At 39.1% G+C, this 17,770-nt stretch carries 13 protein-coding genes; 2 read left to right on the top strand and 11 right to left on the bottom strand.

The window, feature by feature from the left end; all coding sequences use genetic code 11:
• The 9 genes from kamA to BTR25_RS15885 form a co-directional block, all read right to left on the bottom strand.
• The coding region (gene kamA / locus BTR25_RS15925) for a lysine 2,3-aminomutase (protein WP_075689035.1) at positions 1–1,291 on the bottom strand (1,291 nt) is incomplete at its 3' end.
• A gap of 141 nt (positions 1,292–1,432) precedes the next feature.
• A complete protein-coding gene (locus BTR25_RS15920; RefSeq protein ID WP_075689034.1) occupies positions 1,433–2,827 on the bottom strand; it encodes a sigma-54 interaction domain-containing protein in 1,395 nt (464 codons plus the stop codon).
• A 45-nt stretch (positions 2,828–2,872) separates the two neighbouring features.
• A complete protein-coding gene (gene ablB / locus BTR25_RS15915; RefSeq protein ID WP_075689033.1) occupies positions 2,873–3,748 on the bottom strand; it encodes a putative beta-lysine N-acetyltransferase in 876 nt (291 codons plus the stop codon).
• 52 nt (positions 3,749–3,800) lie between these two features.
• On the bottom strand, positions 3,801–5,225 hold the full coding sequence (locus BTR25_RS15910; protein ID WP_075689032.1) for an aldehyde dehydrogenase family protein: 1,425 nt from the start codon (positions 5,223–5,225) through the stop codon (positions 3,801–3,803).
• A gap of 113 nt (positions 5,226–5,338) precedes the next feature.
• Positions 5,339–6,607 carry a peptidase gene (locus tag BTR25_RS15905; protein WP_075689031.1) on the bottom strand — a complete coding sequence of 423 codons (1,269 nt, stop codon included), beginning with the start codon at positions 6,605–6,607 and terminating at the stop codon, positions 5,339–5,341.
• 24 nt (positions 6,608–6,631) lie between these two features.
• Positions 6,632–7,297 carry a 3-oxoacid CoA-transferase subunit B gene (locus BTR25_RS15900; protein WP_075689030.1) on the bottom strand — a complete coding sequence of 222 codons (666 nt, stop codon included), beginning with the start codon at positions 7,295–7,297 and terminating at the stop codon, positions 6,632–6,634.
• The gene (locus BTR25_RS15895; protein WP_075689029.1) at positions 7,282–7,974 is read right to left on the bottom strand and encodes a CoA transferase subunit A; all 693 of its coding nucleotides are present in this window, start codon (positions 7,972–7,974) and stop codon (positions 7,282–7,284) included. The genes BTR25_RS15900 and BTR25_RS15895 overlap by 16 nt, the downstream gene beginning before the upstream one ends.
• Positions 7,975–9,333 (bottom strand): aspartate aminotransferase family protein, encoded by a 1,359-nt coding sequence (locus tag BTR25_RS15890; protein ID WP_075689028.1) that lies wholly within the window; start codon positions 9,331–9,333, stop codon positions 7,975–7,977.
• A 152-nt stretch (positions 9,334–9,485) separates the two neighbouring features.
• A complete protein-coding gene (locus tag BTR25_RS15885; protein WP_075689027.1) occupies positions 9,486–13,673 on the bottom strand; it encodes a tetratricopeptide repeat protein in 4,188 nt (1,395 codons plus the stop codon).
• A gap of 152 nt (positions 13,674–13,825) precedes the next feature.
• Here BTR25_RS15885 and BTR25_RS15880 point away from each other — a divergent pair, with 152 nt between their 5' ends.
• Positions 13,826–15,190 carry a TrkH family potassium uptake protein gene (locus tag BTR25_RS15880; protein WP_075689026.1) on the top strand — a complete coding sequence of 455 codons (1,365 nt, stop codon included), beginning with the start codon at positions 13,826–13,828 and terminating at the stop codon, positions 15,188–15,190.
• Positions 15,191–15,228: 38 nt separating this feature from the next.
• Here BTR25_RS15880 and BTR25_RS15875 read toward each other — a convergent pair whose 3' ends face one another.
• On the bottom strand, positions 15,229–16,695 hold the full coding sequence (locus BTR25_RS15875; RefSeq protein ID WP_075689025.1) for an NAD(P)/FAD-dependent oxidoreductase: 1,467 nt from the start codon (positions 16,693–16,695) through the stop codon (positions 15,229–15,231).
• A gap of 177 nt (positions 16,696–16,872) precedes the next feature.
• Complete coding sequence (locus BTR25_RS15870) at positions 16,873–17,010, bottom strand: YjcZ family sporulation protein (protein ID WP_075689024.1); 138 nt, start codon at positions 17,008–17,010, stop codon at positions 16,873–16,875.
• 169 nt (positions 17,011–17,179) lie between these two features.
• Here BTR25_RS15870 and BTR25_RS15865 point away from each other — a divergent pair, with 169 nt between their 5' ends.
• Positions 17,180–17,767: a DUF502 domain-containing protein gene (locus BTR25_RS15865; protein ID WP_075689040.1), complete on the top strand. Its 588-nt coding sequence runs from the start codon at positions 17,180–17,182 to the stop codon at positions 17,765–17,767.
• Positions 17,768–17,770 lie beyond the last annotated feature (3 nt).

Raw genomic sequence — 17,770 nt, 5'->3', positions numbered from 1 at the left:
GATATTTATGTCTTCTGTCTAACCGCTGCAGATCCTCAGGGACGAGATTGAATTTGCTGTCATTCATCACTGCAGATATCCCGACAGTTGATTTGTATTTCTCATAATCCGTATAGATACTTTTAAAATAATCCTCCGCTCTGCCTGGTACATAGTTCTCAGGCTCCGGATAAGAAGTAATAACTCCTTCAAAATTTCTCAATACCACTTTTTCAGGACTCTGAGAAATCAAGTAATTCGGCTGCAACGCAATCTTCCCTCCCCCGCCAGGAGCATCGCAAACGAAGGTCGGGACTGCATATCCCGATGTATGACCGCGCAGGCCTTCAATGATTTCTAGTCCTTTCGAAACTGGCGCCCGGAAATGTCCGATTCCCTCTGAAAGATCACATTGATAGATATAATACGGTCTCACACGAATTTTTACCAAATCATGCATTAATTTTTTCATGATTGGTACACTGTCATTGATTCCAGCGAGAATAACAGATTGGTTCCCTACTGGCACTCCAGCATTTGCAAGCATTTCGCACGCCTTTTTTGAGTCCTCGGTAATTTCTATGGAAGTGTTGAAATGAGTATTTAACCAGATAGGGTGATATTTTTTCAAGATATTGCAAAGATTTTCTGTGATCCTCTGGGGGAATACAACAGGTGCTCTTGTACCAATCCGAATGATTTCCACATGGTCGATTTCCCGAAGGTTTTTTAAAATGTATTCAAGAATCGTATCATTAATTAATAAGCCATCGCCGCCAGAAATGAGCACATCGCGCACCTGTGGAGTTTGACGGATGTAGGAAATTGCCGCATCAAGCTGTTTCTTCGGCACCCCCATTCCAATTTGGCCTGAAAACCGTCTTCTCGTGCAATATCGGCAATACATCGAGCATTGATTGGTAACAAGGAACAGTACACGATCGGGATAACGATGTGTTAAACCTGCAACAGGAGAATCCTCATCCTCATACAATGGATCTTCGAGGTCATATTTTGTTTTATAAATTTCTTTTGAGATCGGTACAGACTGCATTCGAATTGGGCAGCGTGGATCGTCAGGGTTCATTAGTGAAGCGTAATATGGTGTGATATTTAGTGGAATTGTTTTTGTGGATATTCTGACTCCTTCTTCCTCATCGGGAGTAAGGTTTATTACCTTCTTCAGGTCACCCAGCGTCCTGATTGTATTGGTTAACTGCCAGAGCCAGTCATTCCATTGTTCTTCAGTAACATCTTTCCAAAGTTCAATATCTTTCCAATGTCTTGTCGGCTTATATAGGGTTTGTTTCATTTCAAATTCCTCCTATACCCTCTTTACCAAATATTATGCAAGAATCGTGCCAGTTGATAAAAACCGAATAAAGGAAGTTTATTTATTGTATTAAGGCCAATATGATTAAAAATCAGAAAAAACCGCCGAAAAATCGGCGGTTTACAGGTTTAATTTCTTTATTTTATATTGTAGGGTTTGTCTTGGAATATCTAATTTTTTGGCTGCTTGATTAATATTTCCGCCCGTTTCATTAAGAGCATTCATAATTAAACTCTTTTCTAACTTCTCAATATTTTTTCGCAGTGAAAAATCTACTGGTATTTCTCTTTTTCTCTCCTTCTGTTCAACCTGTTGTTTTAACATAATCGGTAATCCCTTAAATTGAAGTTGTTCACCCTCACAGAGGTTCATCATATATTCAATTGTATGCTTCAGCTCTCTAACATTCCCGGGCCATGAATAAGTTAGAAAAAAATCTTTGAGTTCTTTGTCTATGCCTTTAATCTCTTTTTTCAAGGATTGATTGAAAAGGTTAATAAAATGGTCTGTTAAATGGAAAATATCCTCTATTCTTTCCCTTAGTGGCAATAATGAAAAGGAAAATACATTTAGCCGAAAGTATAGATCCGACCGCAGTTTGTTTTCCATTAAGGCAGTCCGAGGATGTTCGTTCATTGCTGCAATGACCCGGACATTAACAGCCATATTTTGTGAGCCTCCCACCCTTCTTACTAACCCATCCTCTAATACTCGCAACAATTTCGCCTGCAATTCTATAGGCATTGTATGAAGCTCATCAAGAAATAACGTACCTCCATCAGCTAATTCAAATAAGCCTTTTCGGTCTAATGCACCCGTATAACTGCCCTTTGCGGTACCAAATAGAATACTTTCAAGCAGGGTTTCGGGAATGGCAGCACAGTTTTGAGCAATAAATGGTCCACTCGACCGGAGAGATTCATGATGAATGCCCTGGACAAATAACTCTTTCCCTGTACCACTTTCACCATAAACCAAAATAGCTGAATCCGATTTTGCTAATTTAGCAGCTTCCTCCTTCATACTCATAAAATGAAGGTTGTTAGTCTTTAGGTCTGAGAAGGTATACTTTAACTGTTTGGTAACGGTTTGTTTTTTACTATTTTTTAAACCCCTCTGTAAATCTAGAAGACTTTCAGCAAGGAGCTTCATCCGAGTATAGTCTTTAGCGATTTCAACTGCACCAATAATTTCTTTCCCTAAAAAAATCGGTAAGGTTGTATTAATGGTATCAATTCTCCTGCCATGAACATTTTGATAAACCTGTGTTTGATTATAAATTGGCTTAGTCGTATGAATGACCTTTAATAAGGTACTAGATTCTTTGGTTAAAGAGGGGAATACGTCGAGGAGATGCTTGCCTAATACTTCTTTAGGATCCAATCCATCATGCTTGGCAGCGACAGTGTTATAGAAAATGGTTTTACCTTCCGTGTTCACAACATGGATTCCTTCATCAATGCTTTTCAAGATTGCGGTCAAGACTTCCGTTGTTAAAGCCGTTAATTCAGCCATTCTAGTTCACCTCCTTACATCTTATGGGAAGGTGCCGAAATTTTGTCAGTCCCCGCTTAAAATTTTGCAGGTTGCCAAATCTTTTACCCACATATTCATATTTTCAATTTTGTCATATATATAAACATTATTCATCAGCCTGCCTCGATACTTATAACCAAGTTGATATAAAGCAGCGTTCATCCCAAAGGATAACGCCCTGGCAATAGAATACACGCAAAAAATCCCTTTACTCTCCAATTCTACTTCAAGCTCTTTTAGAATCAACTTCATTAACCCATATTTTCGATGCTCTTTTATCGTTGCGCAATCCGTTAACTCCGCATTTTTGTAAAAATGGTTAATTTCTGCTGATGCGGCACTTACTATTTTCCCTTGATGAAAGAACCCATAGTATATGGTCCCTTCACTCATAGTCTTTTTTATATATTCAGGGTCGTGCAATGGAGTTGGGTAGATTTCAAATACCTGCTGGTACAGGGAGGACAGCTCTCTAGCAAATGTTTCATTTACTTTCCTTAATTCATACTCTTTAGGTAGTGATGTTGCTTTCAGGCCTTTTGTATCTAATTGATAAATATTTTTAATGATTGAATCCTCCGTCACCCAGTGATCACTTTTCTTCCGGTCAGTTGTGTAGTATTTTGCAAAAAAATGTGCATCAGAACCTAGAAAGTAACGATCCACTAAGGCTTCTGGCAGTAGTCCGCTTTCCAAAAACATTCGATAATCCTCAGCACGTCCCTTAATGATTAATTTTTCTGCAGCATGCAGATGGACTAACTCCTCTGCTTTTTGGAGAAGTAAACGTAAATTGCCACGGTAGTCATCAATTCGAACTCTTTTATTAAAAGGATCTACATATGCTTCAAGAAAATATCCACTTGCATCTAAGGATAAAACGGATGCAGTCTTGTCCATTATTATCACCCTTCCTAAAAAGTGCCCGACCGGGATTCGGTCAGACACTGCATCATATTTCAATCTTAAAGCTAATTAATTTTATTTCCGTCATTTCGTCAACAGCATATTTAATACCCTCTCTGCCCATACCACTCATTTTAACGCCACCATAAGGCATGTGGTCAACTCGAAAGGTGGGAATTTCGTTAATCATTACGCCGCCAACTTCAAGTTTTTTGGCACTCTGCAATGCATGCTGAATGTTTTTCGTGAAGATTCCCGCTTGTAGGCCATATTTTGAGTTATTCACTAGACTGATCGCTTCATCAATGGTACTAAATGAATTAATATGGACGACTGGTGCAAATGCTTCCTCACACGAAACTTTCTCTGACGCTGGCACATTGAGCAGAACGGTCGGCTGGAATATTCCCTCAGAAAAGCTTCCCCCTAACTTTAATACAGCCCCATGATCAACCGCTTCATCAACCCATTCTTTTGTTCTTTGTAAATCGGACCTTGTAATCATAGCTGAGAGATCTGTAGCATCATCGAGCGGATCTCCAAGCTGTAGCCTCTTTGTTTCTTTGATAAACGCCTCAACAAAAGCTTGAAAAATATTTTCATGAACATAAATTCTTTGAATCGAGATGCAAACTTGACCTTGGAAAGCATAAGCACCTGTTACAATCTTTGGAACTACCTTTTCAAGCGGGATGTCTTTATCGACAATGACCGCTGAATTAGATCCCAATTCAAGTGTAACTCGTTTTAAACCTGAATTTTCTTTAATATAGGTTCCAACTTCTGGACTTCCTGTAAAAGTAATCATCTTTATTCTATTATCTTTTATCAGTACATCACCGACCTTGCTCCCGCTGCCCGTAATTACATTCAGAGCTCCAGCTGGAAGACCAGCGCGGTGAAAATATTCTGCAATTTTAAAAGCGGATAATGGGGTTTGACTAGCTGGTTTAAGAACAACTGTATTTCCTGCTGCAATAGCGGGGCCAACTTTATGGGCAACAAGGTTCATCGGAAAATTAAATGGGGTAATAGCAGCGATCACACCCATTGGTTCTCTGACTGTAAAAGCAAGACGCCCCTCACCACCCGGGGCAGCATCCATCGGGACGGTTTCCCCATGAATTCGTCTCGCCTCGTGGGCGGCAAAGGTATAGGTCATGATTGTTCTTTCCACTTCAGTTCGAGCTGCTTTGATTGGCTTTGCTGCTTCCTTCGAAATCAGCCTTGCACATTCTTCTTTTTCATTGCTCAAAAAAACGGCAACTCTCTCTAAAATTTCTGCACGTCTAAAGGCAGGCATATCTGCCATCCTTTGACAAGCATCGCTGGCAGCTGTAATGGCCATCTCCACATCATTTCGATCAGCTATCGCTATATCCGCTATTTTTTCTAAATTGTAAGGGCTTTTCAATTCCATATAGGCACTTGTCAATCGATTCTCTCCATTAATCCAAAGTGATTGCTTCATAATAACCCCTCCTTACTACAAGACTATGATTTTATCCCGCATTAACGGGCAGTAAGACCCCCACTGATGTAAGTTTCACTTTATTATAGCAGTTTACTTGGATATATTTGGAGTTAATCGCTTACTTCGCACCATTTTAATAAGGTAAGAGCAATAATTTCACTTGCAGCAAACAGATCCTTAAGGACAATGTGCTCATTAGCATCATGTGCTGTTTCTGTTACCCCCGGTCCAAAGACCACTACGGGTGTGTTCCCTACAGTAGACAATATCCCTCCATCTGTTCCCCATGGACTAGCTTCAATGATCGGTTCAGAGCCTTTTAATTCTAGAAACCTTTCAGAAATTGATTTTATCAACGGATGATCACTGTTTAGGTTTCCAGGAAGCCATCTTCCCCCAAACCATTCAATTTGAAGAGGATGATTTTGAAACCATTCATCTTGCTCATTTAACTCCCGTAAACAGGATTCCATTTCTTGCTGTGCCTCCTTGATTGTTTCATCTGGTGACACACCCATTCTCCCTTCAATAATGGCAAGGTCAGGTACAGAGGACGGCCATTGACCGCTGTTTATTTTTCCAATATTAATGGGGATTGGTATAGGGATTTTGTTGAATAGAGGATCTGTTATTTTAAGATTTCTATCTTTTTCTAATTGTTGAATTTTTTTTATTACCGTTAGTGATTTCTCAATAGCACTAACCCCTTCATACCGTGTTCCGCCATGTGCTGCCCTGCCTTTTACTGTTATTCGAAACCACATCGACCCTTGCTGTTTCGGAAAAATCTTCATATTTGTAGGTTCAGGAATAATGGCTCCGTCTGCTTGATAACCTCGTAAAACGGCTGCAAGTGTCCCCGCGCCACCACTTTCCTCTTCAATAACGCTTTGAAAAATAATATCCCCCTTGAGCCTTATTCCTGCTGAGATAATCGACTCAAGGGCCATTAGCAAAGCAACGGTTCCGCCTTTCATATCTGTTGCTCCTCTTCCATAAAGCTTTCCATTCTCAATATGACCGCTAAAAGGATCATGTTTCCAGTTTTTCTCATTTCCAACCGGCACCACATCAATATGACCATTTAGAATAATTGACTTACCGCCGCCAGTCCCTTTTAATACAGCCACCACATTTGGGTTTCCATCAAAGTTTTCTCTGTCACAGCAATAGGCAGGATGTTGTTTTAGTTCCTCACCGCCAATTTCCCATATATCCAACGTTAGCCCTAACTGACGGCATTTTTCAATAATGACAGCCTGTGCACTGCTTTCATTACCTCTAGTACTGTTTTCCTGAACAAGAATTTGTAAGAGTTTTGCTCCTCTTGCCTGATGACTTCGGAGCCATTGTTTAACTAGCTCTTCTCTTTTTTTCAAATAATTCACTCCCTGTAGGAATCATTAATATGGGATATTTCGGAGGTTTTCTTGAATGCTAAACGCACAGCCTGTATTTTTAACCACAGTTTCCAAGTTATAAGGGGCAAACAATTCAGTCAACACTAGACCTGAAGGAATTACCTTAAAAACCGCTAATTCAGTCACAATCAAATCAACACAGTTAGAAGACGTTAAAGGCAGTGTGCAGGAGGAAACGATCTTGGGTTTTCCCGATTTGTCGCAATGATTCATTAAAACAATGACTTTTTTTGCCTTTTGGGCGAGTTCCATTGCTCCTCCCATTCCAGGTACTTTTCTTCCGGGTACAATCCAATTGGCTAGATCCCCATTTTTACTAACCTGAAGTGAACCTAAAATCGTCATATCAATCCGTCCTCTTCGGATCATTCCAAAGGCAACGGAACTGTCACAATAAGACCCTCCTTGATTAAGAGTTACGGGGAAACCACCGGCATTGCATAAATTTTCATCTTCTTCACCCTGTTTCGGACTAGGTCCCATGCCGGTTATTCCATTCTCTGCATGAAACATAACCACTATATCTTTTGACAGATGATTAGGAACTAGGGATGGTATGCCAATCCCTAGATTGACGACCATCCCATTTTGAATTTCCTCTGCAGCCCTTCTTGCGATTCGGTTACGGATTTCTATTCCCAAACCCATTTCCAGTTCACCCCCTTTGTCAATATGACATAATCAATAAAGACTCCAGGTGTGATGATTTCATCCGGCTTTAAGCTACCGAGCGGTACAATTTCTTCGACTTCAGCTATCGTCAGGTCACCGGCCATTGCGACTAGCGGGTTGGTGTTGCGTGCGCTTTTATCATAAATTAAGTTTCCGTATGCATCTGCTTTTTTTGCATACACGATCGACACCTCTGCTGTTAATGCCGTTTCTACCAAGTACTCTTTTCCATTTAATACAAAGCAGGGCTTATTTTTTGAGACTAATTCATTGTTTACCCCAATATCTGTCAAGATTGCTGGGAGTCCTACCCCACCTGCCCGAATTCTTTCCACTAGGATTCCTTGCGGAGAAAATTCAACTTCAAGTTCTCCATCATGCATTAGTTTCCCTGCAATCGGGTTTGAACCGATATGAGAAGCAATTACTTTTTTGGCCATTCCTCTGCTTACCAGTTTTCCAATCCCAATATGCGGAAATCCTGTGTCATTGCCAATTAACCTAATGCCGCTAATTCCTTTTTCAATAATTCCATCGATAATGGTCGGCGGACTGCCTACTCCTCCAAAACCGCCAAACATCAGCGTCATGTCGTCATGAAAGTATTTCATTACTTCTTCTAATGTCGTAACCTTTCCAAAAGGATTTTGCACCTACAAACCACCAACTGTCTTGTCATTCTTCAAAAGCATTGAAAACTCATCAAATGCAGTATCTAGTAGTGATATAAGCTCTTTCATTTCCTGTTTAGTAATGGTTAATGGCGGGGAAATGATAATGGAATCTCCATTTACTCCGTCTAATCCCGCACCTGCCGGGTACAAAAGAAGGCCATTTTCCTTAGCAAGTTTAACCACTTTCTGTGTTATTGCCGCTTTTCTTGAGAAAGGAGTTTTTTTGTCAGGGTCAGATACAAACTCAACTCCCAGCAGTAATCCTTTCCCTCGGATATCACCAATAAATGGATATTTAGTTTTTAACTTTTCCAAGTTCTTTTTTAAAAATAAACTCTTTGATTCTACGTTTTCGATTATCTTATTATTTTCCAAATACTCTATTACTGCGAGAGAGACGGCACAGGATTGAGGATTTGCGCTTAATGTATGTCCGCTCATGACTACCTTGCTGCCATTAAGGATAGGCTGGATCACCTTTTCACTTGCAACTGCTGCAGCAATCGGAGCGTAGCCAGCACCCATTCCCTTACCAAGAGCTACAATATCCGGGATGACTCCCCATTGCTCGATGGCCAGCATCGTTCCTGTTCTCCCAAACCCGGTCATGACTTCATCTGCTATGAATAGAATGTCATGTTCATCGCAAATCTTTTTAATAAGTTCAAAATATCCCTTAGGTGGGGTGATGGCCCCCCCTGCAGCTCCAATGACTGGTTCTGCAATAAATGCTGCAATATTATCTGACCCCCTTCGAGATATTACCGGCTCTAATTCCTGTGCACATAAAAACTGACAAGATGGCGCCTCGAGGTGATAAGGGCATCGGTAACAATAGGGCGGGTGAATAACTGGACAATCCTCTAAATGAGAAATAAACCTTTCTCGCCTGCCGGGATGACCTGACATCGATAAAGCCCCTAATGTTATTCCATGGTAACTTACCCACCTTGATAGAATTTTCGTTTTCGTATGAATCCCTTTTTCCTGCCAGTATTGAATGGCCATTTTCATGGCCGTTTCTGTTGCTTCCGATCCACTGTTAACAAAAAAACACCAATTTAAATCACCAGGTGTCAACTCAGCTATCTTTTTTGCCAGCTTTTCCCCTGCATCACTTGTAAATTGAGAACGGTAAACAAAAGAAACCTTCTTCGCTTGTTCATGCATGGCCTCAATGATTGCTGGTACTCCGTGCCCTATATTAGCCGTTACAGCCCCAGAACATGCATCTAAATATTTTTTCCCTTCCATATCAAACAAGTAAACTCCTTTACCATATTCAATCACTGGCAGTGATTCATCAAGCAGCGGTTTAATCAGAAAAGATTGCTCCAAACTGGCACCACTTCCCTCACTCATAATTAATCGTCTTTGTTAATTGTATGAATCGAGTGATTGTTTCTTTCTACTTATTTAAGCGCAAAAAAAACAGACACGCATTGGTGTCTGTCTATGCATTGCCACATGTTTGTTGAATGGAGTGGAAATCAACCTTGAAGCATAACTAAACTTACTAAATCTTCGTCTTTTTGAGCCAATTCGTAGTAATAACCCGTTTCATCATGTTCAAAAACATAATCCAATTCACTTTTTGCTTCACTTGAACGATTTAGTAACGCTAAATAACAAGCTTTATTATAGCGAGCTTCCAGGTTGCCTTCTTCTGACAGAACAACCTCGTTAATTACCCTTAGCGCCTCTTCATATTCATCCATGTAGCTTAGTGCTAAACTAAGTTGGATCTTAACGTTTTCATCAAACGGATGGTATAAAACCCCGTGTTCAAGTATCTCTTTCGCACCTCTATACCGCCCCTGCTGGTTCAATAACCACCCTAGCTTATAGTGGACGTTAGCTTCGTAAGGATCTTCTTCCATAATTCTTACTAATTTATGTTCAGCTTCACCAGTATGTCCAAGTTCCAATAGGGTACTGGCAGCCATGTAGCGAAGATGTGAATCATTCGGGAGTATGGATAATTGGCGTTCAAACAATGCTAGTGCAGAATGAAAATCTTCAACCTGTAAGTAAAGCATCCCCAGTTGGTATGCAAGTTGAGAGTCATATTTGGTTTTTACTGCCTTTTGTAAGATTTTAATAGCATCCTCTATTAGATCAAAGTTTTCATAAAATTCAGCATATCGGCTGATTGGATAGGTATTTTCCTTATCCAACTTTATAGCCATTTCATATAATTCAATGATTGCTGCGAATACTGTAATCTGTTTCGTCCGATTTCTCATCTTTCGAACTAACCGCCCAAGTGCATTCCCCTGTTCCTCATCCCCCCAGTTCATCTCTGCAATAAATTGCTGCCCAGCCTCTGCAGTTAATAATAGGCGATTGCCCTTCTCTGCTTCTGGACCATCTAGTGATAATAGAAACTTTGGTAATTTGGACCACTTATTAACAGCAGCGGTATAATGAATTAACGTGAGATAGACACTTTCATCCTGGGCATTCTTATTTAAGAGCAGTTCAAGGATGGATTGAACCTTTTTCCACTTTTTCAGCTTAATGAAGAGCTTTGCTTGGTGATGAAGTAATTCAAAAGAATTTGCCCGTTTTAAAAGTACGGCAGAAAGTGTCTTTGCCTCATTTTCCGTATCTCCTAGAGCACCATACACATACGCTATGGCATCGAGCCTCCACACTTCAGGAACATATCCCCCTAGAGTTTGTAATTTCTTAAGCAAACACTCATTTTCCACTTCATTAAGTATGGAGGATAAGTATTCAATGTCTACACTTAATGGCTCAATTTCTAGTAAAGCTAAGAGATGCTTGGCTACCTCTTCATGCCCTTCGACCATTGATGCTATTTCAGCTAACCTTAAATAGGCTTGCTTGTTATTAGGTTCTAGAGAGATACAATGACCATATGCCTCAGAGGCAATGAGTAACTTTCCGATTTTCATGTAGACCTCGCCAATCCGTAAATATGGGAAGGAATCAACTCTTTTAAGCAATGCAGCATGATAGCATTCTAAAGCGGCGGCAAAATGATGCTTTTTCTCCAACAGCAGGCCACTAAAGCACTTATATTCAATTATATCTGGATTTGCTATCGACCTCTCATTGAAAAAAGCAAGTGCACGATTTTCAAAAGCTGTTTTTTCGACTAATCTAACATAAAGCTCTAATGCTTCAGCTAAATTAGAATGGATTTGGGAAATCCCCTCTTCAATGAATTGGAGAGACTCCTCTAATAGCTGGGCGTCCTCTTTATCCACCAGCTCTGCCATTACACGTCCGCTATTAATTAAAAACTCACTGTCATTATTAAAGCGGTATACCTGTTCCTTAATAAACTCAACTGCCCCTTCTTTTCCTTCACTCCTTGCATAGACCTCTGCCATACCAATGTAAGCAAATATATCTTCCGGATATTGCTCTATACATTGTTCATAGTAGTAAGAGGCTTTGGTTATTTGATCCTGTTCACGATAATAATCTCCTAGGCGAACATAGAGTTGGGAATGACTAGCAGCTTCTATACCTGAAAGTAAAATCTTTTCTGCACGCAGCGGCTGATCGAATTCAAACTCATATAAATCTGCTGTAGCTAGGTAGGCATAATGGACATTAGTTTCTAATTTAATTGCCAATTGATAACCCTTAGCAGCCTTACGGAAACTACCTAACTTCTGGTCCAGTCTAGCTCTTTCATACCAAGTATGTCCATCTTGCGGGTCTTCCTGTATAAGCTGGTTATATACCTTTCGGGCCTCTATAAATTCGTTTTTCTCGATTAAAACCGCTGCGTGGTTCATCCGGACAAAACGGTCATCTGGTGCAAGTTCTAGACTAATTATTGAGTAATATTCGGCCTTGGGTACGTTATTTGAATACAAGTAGGAGAGGGCAAGATAACTCCAGGTGAAATATTGGTCTGGATCAAGCTGTAATGAAGTCCTAAAATATTTAATTGCGGTTTGCATTTGATCAAAGTAAAGAGCTATTCTTCCCTTGATAAAATGAAATAACGGACTAAAGGTTTTATTGTTAACTCTCCCCAATAGCTCTTTTGCCTTTTCCATTTGTTGCAGGCGCATATATGTCTGTGCAACATGTAAGTTCATGAAATCATTATCAGGAAACATTTCCAACACTTTATCTGCACATTGATTGATGTAATCACTATCTTCTTCAAAGGAAAAATGTTTTATTACATATATTGGTGAATAGGGTACGTGCCCATTTTCTTGAAGAAATTGATAAAAAGCGTCTTTATATTTTACTTCATCACATTCCATTTTTTCACCAAAATCATGCAGTTTCCGGAAGTATTTGTCCTCTTCACAGGATAAGAAGCTGATATCTTCTCCTCTATCAATTGGAACAAAAACAATCGATAAATAGCTGGTAGCAGCATTCGCTTTTTCTAAATTTTCTCTCGTAACATAGATTGTTTCAAGCATATTTGGATCTTGAATATGATAAAGATCGTAACGGCTGTCATATCCTTTTAAAACCTGAACATGTGAGGAATGCTCAAAATCCACGCTGAGAAGAATAGGTATATTGTTTCGTAATAAGGTTTGATATTGCTCTTTATTGCCAATAAAATAGCGGCAGGCAAATCCATTTCTTTCAAGAAAATCAATAGTGGTAGAAAGCTTAGAGCCCGTAACGTTAAAAATCTCGGCAGCGATCTCATCTTGAGTCTTCTGCACTCCATAGTATGTTAGAATCATTTCTAAGCTTGCAGGAACGCAATAATTACTTTTCTGAATAATAGGTTTAATAGGTAATCTACTATATTCACCTTTTTCTTCCTTAAGCTTGAACTGTGAGTGTTCTATCCTTTCTTCTTTCACAATAGCCTCGAGTTTTTCAAAATCATTTAACTGGTAAAAAGCAACCGTCTTTAAATGGCTGAAGTAACTGTGATAGGCATGTTCTGGAATCATCAGATTTAAATTCCTTATTGCGTCTAACATTTCGTTCGACATACTAAGATCTCGGTAACGCCTAATTTTTTCAAGCAAGAAAGAAGGATAGTTTGAAAAACGCTGCTCTGCTTCCTCCATTAACTTTAGGGAGTCAATTAATTCACCGTTGGATGCTTTTAAATTGGATAATAATAGATAACAGAACGGACCTCGTTCAGGATCTTCTATACCCGCGGAGAGAATTTGCTGAGCCTTCTCACGTTTCCCCAATTCCATATACGCGTAACCAATTTTATCTAAATGTTTCCTCGAGGACCCTTTCAGATTTTCAAGTTGTTTTTCAGCTTCTTTAAAATGTTTCATTTCTAACAGGCAGCGAATTTTACAAAAGTGAATTCGCTCCATTCCTTCATGGTCTTCGGAAGCATCATCTATTGTGATTTCCTTTACATCTCTCGTAAAAGCGGAGATGATATCATCTGCTTCAAGCAGCTTTCCGTTCTCCAAGAGCTCCTCACAATACCATGATATTGTTAATAAATTGGGAAAACGCCGGTAAGCATAGCGAACAAGAAATGAACTATATTGGAACATTAGAAAATGATCTGCTATCCGAATTAGCACTTGGATATCCTCAGCTGTTCGCAATTGATTCAATTCCTGCTTTATGAGAGATATAGGAAGAGTTTTAATACGGTTAATTTCTTTATTAATAATGACAAGTGCTTGATCAAAATTCTTGTGCAAATATAAGGTTTTTAGCTGTTCAATAATCGTCATAATTCCCCTCCGCCAACTCGTCTTTATGCTGATAATACTAGCATATAGAAAAATGTCAGAAAATTCTAGAGGTAATGTCGGGGAAAACTGTCTTTTACTTTTCAAGAAGATTAATATAAAATTACACTGAGATTCACATAAGGAAGGGTCAAATGAATATACCAAAAAAAGGTCGGTCCAAAAAGAAAGAATTATCAACGATACAATTAATTGTCATTTTTTATTTATCTGCGTTAATTATTTCTACATTGTTATTAATGATCCCGTTTGCCCATCAAGAAAATGTTACATTAAGCTTTATTGATGCCCTTTTCACATCTGCTAGTGCTATAAGCGTAACAGGGCTAACGGTAATTACTGTTAGTGAAACCTTTAATAACTTCGGGATTTTTCTCCTATGTATTATCCTCCAATTGGGCGGTTTAGGTGTTATGTCACTCAGTACCTTCCTCTGGATTATGCTTGGTAAAAAAGTAGGTTTAAGAGAACGGCAGCTAATCATGATTGATCAGAATCAATCTAATTTGGCAGGACTTGTACAGCTCGCAAAGAGAATTTTCATTACGATCATATCTTTTGAAATTATTGGAGGAATTATTTTAGGATTTCGCTTATTACATTACTTTGAGAGCCCGCTTACTGCCTTTAAACACGGCTTATTTGCAAGCATAAGTGCAACCACTAATGCTGGATTTGACATTACTGGGGAATCGTTGCTGCCATTTAGTACAGACTACTATGTCCAGTCGGTTATTATTTTACTAATGATTGTAGGGGCAATTGGATTTCCTGTTATTGTGGAGATTTACGAATTTTTCCTCAGCAGGAAGGTTAAGCAAAAATACCACTTTACATTATTTACCAAACTAACAACGGTTACCTTTATTATCTTAACTATTGTTGGTGCTCTATTTGTCTATTTACTCGACAGTCGTTATTTTTTTGCTGACAAAGCTTGGCATGAATCATTTTTTTACTCTTTATTTCATTCTGTCACCACGAAGAGCGGCGGGTTGGCTACGCTGGATTTAAATGAACTTCAACCCAGTAACCACCTATTTATATCTATTTTAATGTTTATCGGTGGCTCTCCTAGTAGTGCGAGTGGGGGAATTCGAACAACTACATTTGCTATTGTCATTTTAGCCATTGTATTTTATTCACAGGGGAAAAGTTCAATAAAAATATTCCGAAGAGAACTTCTTAAAGAGGATGTACTCAAATCATTTATTGTTCTTACCAGTGCTATGATTCTTTGCCTATCATCCATTATCATTCTATCCGTTACCGAAAAGGGAACCCTCATTGAAGTCATTTTTGAAGTTTCCTCTGCCTTCGGTACAAATGGATTAACGATGGGTCTTACCCCTAATTTAACTACATTTGGAAAGATCCTTATTATCTTTCTCATGTTTATAGGAAGATTAGGGATCGTCACCTGTTTGTTAATCTTGCGCGGAAAAAGCAATGATCAAGAAAAAATACATTATCCAAAAGAGAAAGTAACAATTGGATAAAAACATAAGGGGATATCAAAAATGATATCCCCTTTCTCTTATGCCATGACTGTTTCTCTTTTACGTTCAGGAGCCGTTTGTTGAATGATATCCCTGGCAATCCAAACACCACAAGCACTCGCTTGTGCAAGACCACGAGTAATACCTGCCCCATCTCCACCTACATATAAACCATTAATTTCTGATTCAAACCGATCATTCAGTTTCGGTCTAGCTGAATAGAACTTTGCCTCTACACCATAGAACAACGTATGTTCAGATGCAAGGCCTGGCGTAATTTGATTTAAAGCCTCCGTCATTTCAATCAAACTCTTAAGAGTATTATATGGAAGAACTAGTCCAAGGTCTCCAGGAACGGCTTCCTTTAACGTTGGTTCGATGAAGCCTTCTTTAATCCTCTTCGCTGTAGAACGCCTCCCCTTTAAGATATCACCATATTTTTGTACAATGATACCGCCATTTGATAATGCGTTTGCCAAGCGGGATACCTCATGTGCAAATTCGTTCGGCTTATCAAATGGTTCAGCAAAGGTATGGGAAACAAGTAAGGCGAAGTTTGTGTTCGGACTTCCAAGCTTCGGGTCCTTATACGCATGTCCATTTGCCAGCATGATACCAGAGTGATTCTCAACCACCACGTGACCAGATGGATTGCTACAGAACGTACGGACTCTTGTGCCAACAGATGTATTAAATACAAATTTCCCTTCGTATAAATGTTCATTAATTTCCTGCATCACAATGTCTGATGTCTCTACACGAACACCAATATCCACTTGGTTATTCATCATTTTCAGACGGCGCTTCTTCAAAACTTCCGATAGCCATTTTGACCCATCTCTACCTGGTGTAATAACGACTTTATCTGCATAGAGATTTTCGCCATTTTTCAGTAGAATTCCCTTGATTTGATGACCATCTGGTGTTTTTTCTGTAATCAAATCTTCTACCTCTGTTTTGAAGGCCATCTCAACCTTATTCTTTAAGTATTCGAAAATACTTTTCAGGATTTCAAGATTTTGCTCTGTTCCAAGATGACGAACTTGAGCACGTAATAATTTTAACCCGGCCGCATATCCACGGCGTTCAATATCCTTGACTGAATCTGTAAGTGGATCGGTAATGCTATCTGTTGCACCGTGCTTTAAATTAATTTCATCTACGTATTTAATCAAATCAACCACTTGTGAATCTGGTAAATAATCGGTCATCCAGCCGCCAAATTCACTTGTGATATTAAACTTTCCATCCGAATATGCACCAGCACCACCAAAGCCATTTGTAATCGAACATGCAGGTAAACAGCCTGCAAATTCTTTTTTCCCTACAGCTGGAGGACACTTTTCAATTTTCTTTTGTAAAATTGGACAATTTCTCCGATAAATATCATGCCCTTTATCCACTAATAGCACCTTTGCGTTCGGCATTTTCAGTGTAAGTTCATAACAGGTAAATATCCCTGCAGGGCCTGCACCCACTACTATCACATCATATCTATTTTCCATTGTCCAAAACCTCCAAAACGAATTTACTTAACCCTTGGTTAATATAACAGAGCAAAGCTCATCCGTCAACAATAAAAGCGAACTATAACTATTATATTTTTTAAAACGTTCGTGTTTTACTTACTTGTCTGAAAAAACTAAAAAAGACTCATGGCATTAACCTGAGCCTTTTCATATTTAGCACCAGCTTGCTCCGATAATAATTAGAAGAATAAACAACACCACAATTAACGCGAAACGGTTAAACCCATAACCACCAACTTGTGCTGGGTAACCATACATGCAGCAGTCGTGACCATAATGTCCATAATGCATACCTCAATCACTCCTTTTGTTTTATCTGTTTACACCAGTATTCTATGTGCTAGGTACTTGACCTGTATGTGCATTCGCCTATATGATGAGAATCAATGATAAAAGGAAACTTCCATCAGTGGAGTATTACTGCCCGTTAATGCGGGATAAAATTACAGCGGGGGATGAAATGAAAACCTTAATAAAGAGTTTTGTTAATGGTATCTTAACGATTGTTCCAATTATTCTCGTAATCTTTGTTATTTATAAAACCTTTCTTTTTCTGGACGGTCTACTCGGAAACACTTTAAGACCTTATTTGAAGGATGATTATATTCCTGGTATCGGTTTATTAACCACCATAATCTTGATTACCTTGTTAGGATGGTTATCTACGAAGTTTATAACTGGGACAATTGTCAGGCTACTCGATATTTGGCTAGAAAAAATTCCTGTAGTGAAGACAATCTATTCGGTTATTAAAGACACAGTACAATCCTTTCTTGGCGAGAAAAAGTCATTCTCCAAGGTCGTTCTTGTTGTCATTCCTGGCACAGAAATGAGGAGTATGGGCTTTATTACTTCCGAGCAGTTAGAGGAATTTTACAGTCCTCTTAAAGACCATGTAGCTGTTTATGTACCGCAAACCTTTCAAGTAGCCGGTTTTACTTTTTTAATTCCGAAAGAGCAGGTTGAAGTCGTTGATGTAAAGCCAGAAGATGCTATGAAGTTTATCCTATCTGGTGGAATGACTTCCACCAAACAAAAAGGAAAATAAAGT

This window comes from Bacillus sp. MRMR6 (assembly GCF_001940785.1).
In the GTDB taxonomy this organism is placed as follows: domain Bacteria; phylum Bacillota; class Bacilli; order Bacillales; family Cytobacillaceae; genus Neobacillus.
The sequence above is the reverse complement of the archived record's forward strand: the minus strand, read 5'-3'. Positions and strand labels throughout refer to the sequence as shown.

What these genes read in the sequence shown, in the direction of transcription:
- BTR25_RS15920 (WP_075689034.1), bottom strand. Translation starts at nt 2,827, where the DNA reads ATGGCTGAATTAACGGCTTTAACAACGGAAGTCTTGACCGCAATCTTG.
- ablB (WP_075689033.1), bottom strand. Translation starts at nt 3,748, where the DNA reads ATGGACAAGACTGCATCCGTTTTATCCTTAGATGCAAGTGGATATTTT.
- BTR25_RS15910 (WP_075689032.1), bottom strand. Translation starts at nt 5,225, where the DNA reads ATGAAGCAATCACTTTGGATTAATGGAGAGAATCGATTGACAAGTGCC.
- BTR25_RS15900 (WP_075689030.1), bottom strand. Translation starts at nt 7,297, where the DNA reads ATGGGTTTGGGAATAGAAATCCGTAACCGAATCGCAAGAAGGGCTGCA.
- BTR25_RS15885 (WP_075689027.1), bottom strand. Translation starts at nt 13,673, where the DNA reads ATGACGATTATTGAACAGCTAAAAACCTTATATTTGCACAAGAATTTT.
- BTR25_RS15880 (WP_075689026.1), top strand. Translation starts at nt 13,826, where the DNA reads ATGAATATACCAAAAAAAGGTCGGTCCAAAAAGAAAGAATTATCAACG.
- BTR25_RS15875 (WP_075689025.1), bottom strand. Translation starts at nt 16,695, where the DNA reads ATGGAAAATAGATATGATGTGATAGTAGTGGGTGCAGGCCCTGCAGGG.
- BTR25_RS15870 (WP_075689024.1), bottom strand. Translation starts at nt 17,010, where the DNA reads ATGCATTATGGACATTATGGTCACGACTGCTGCATGTATGGTTACCCA.
- BTR25_RS15865 (WP_075689040.1), top strand. Translation starts at nt 17,180, where the DNA reads ATGAAAACCTTAATAAAGAGTTTTGTTAATGGTATCTTAACGATTGTT.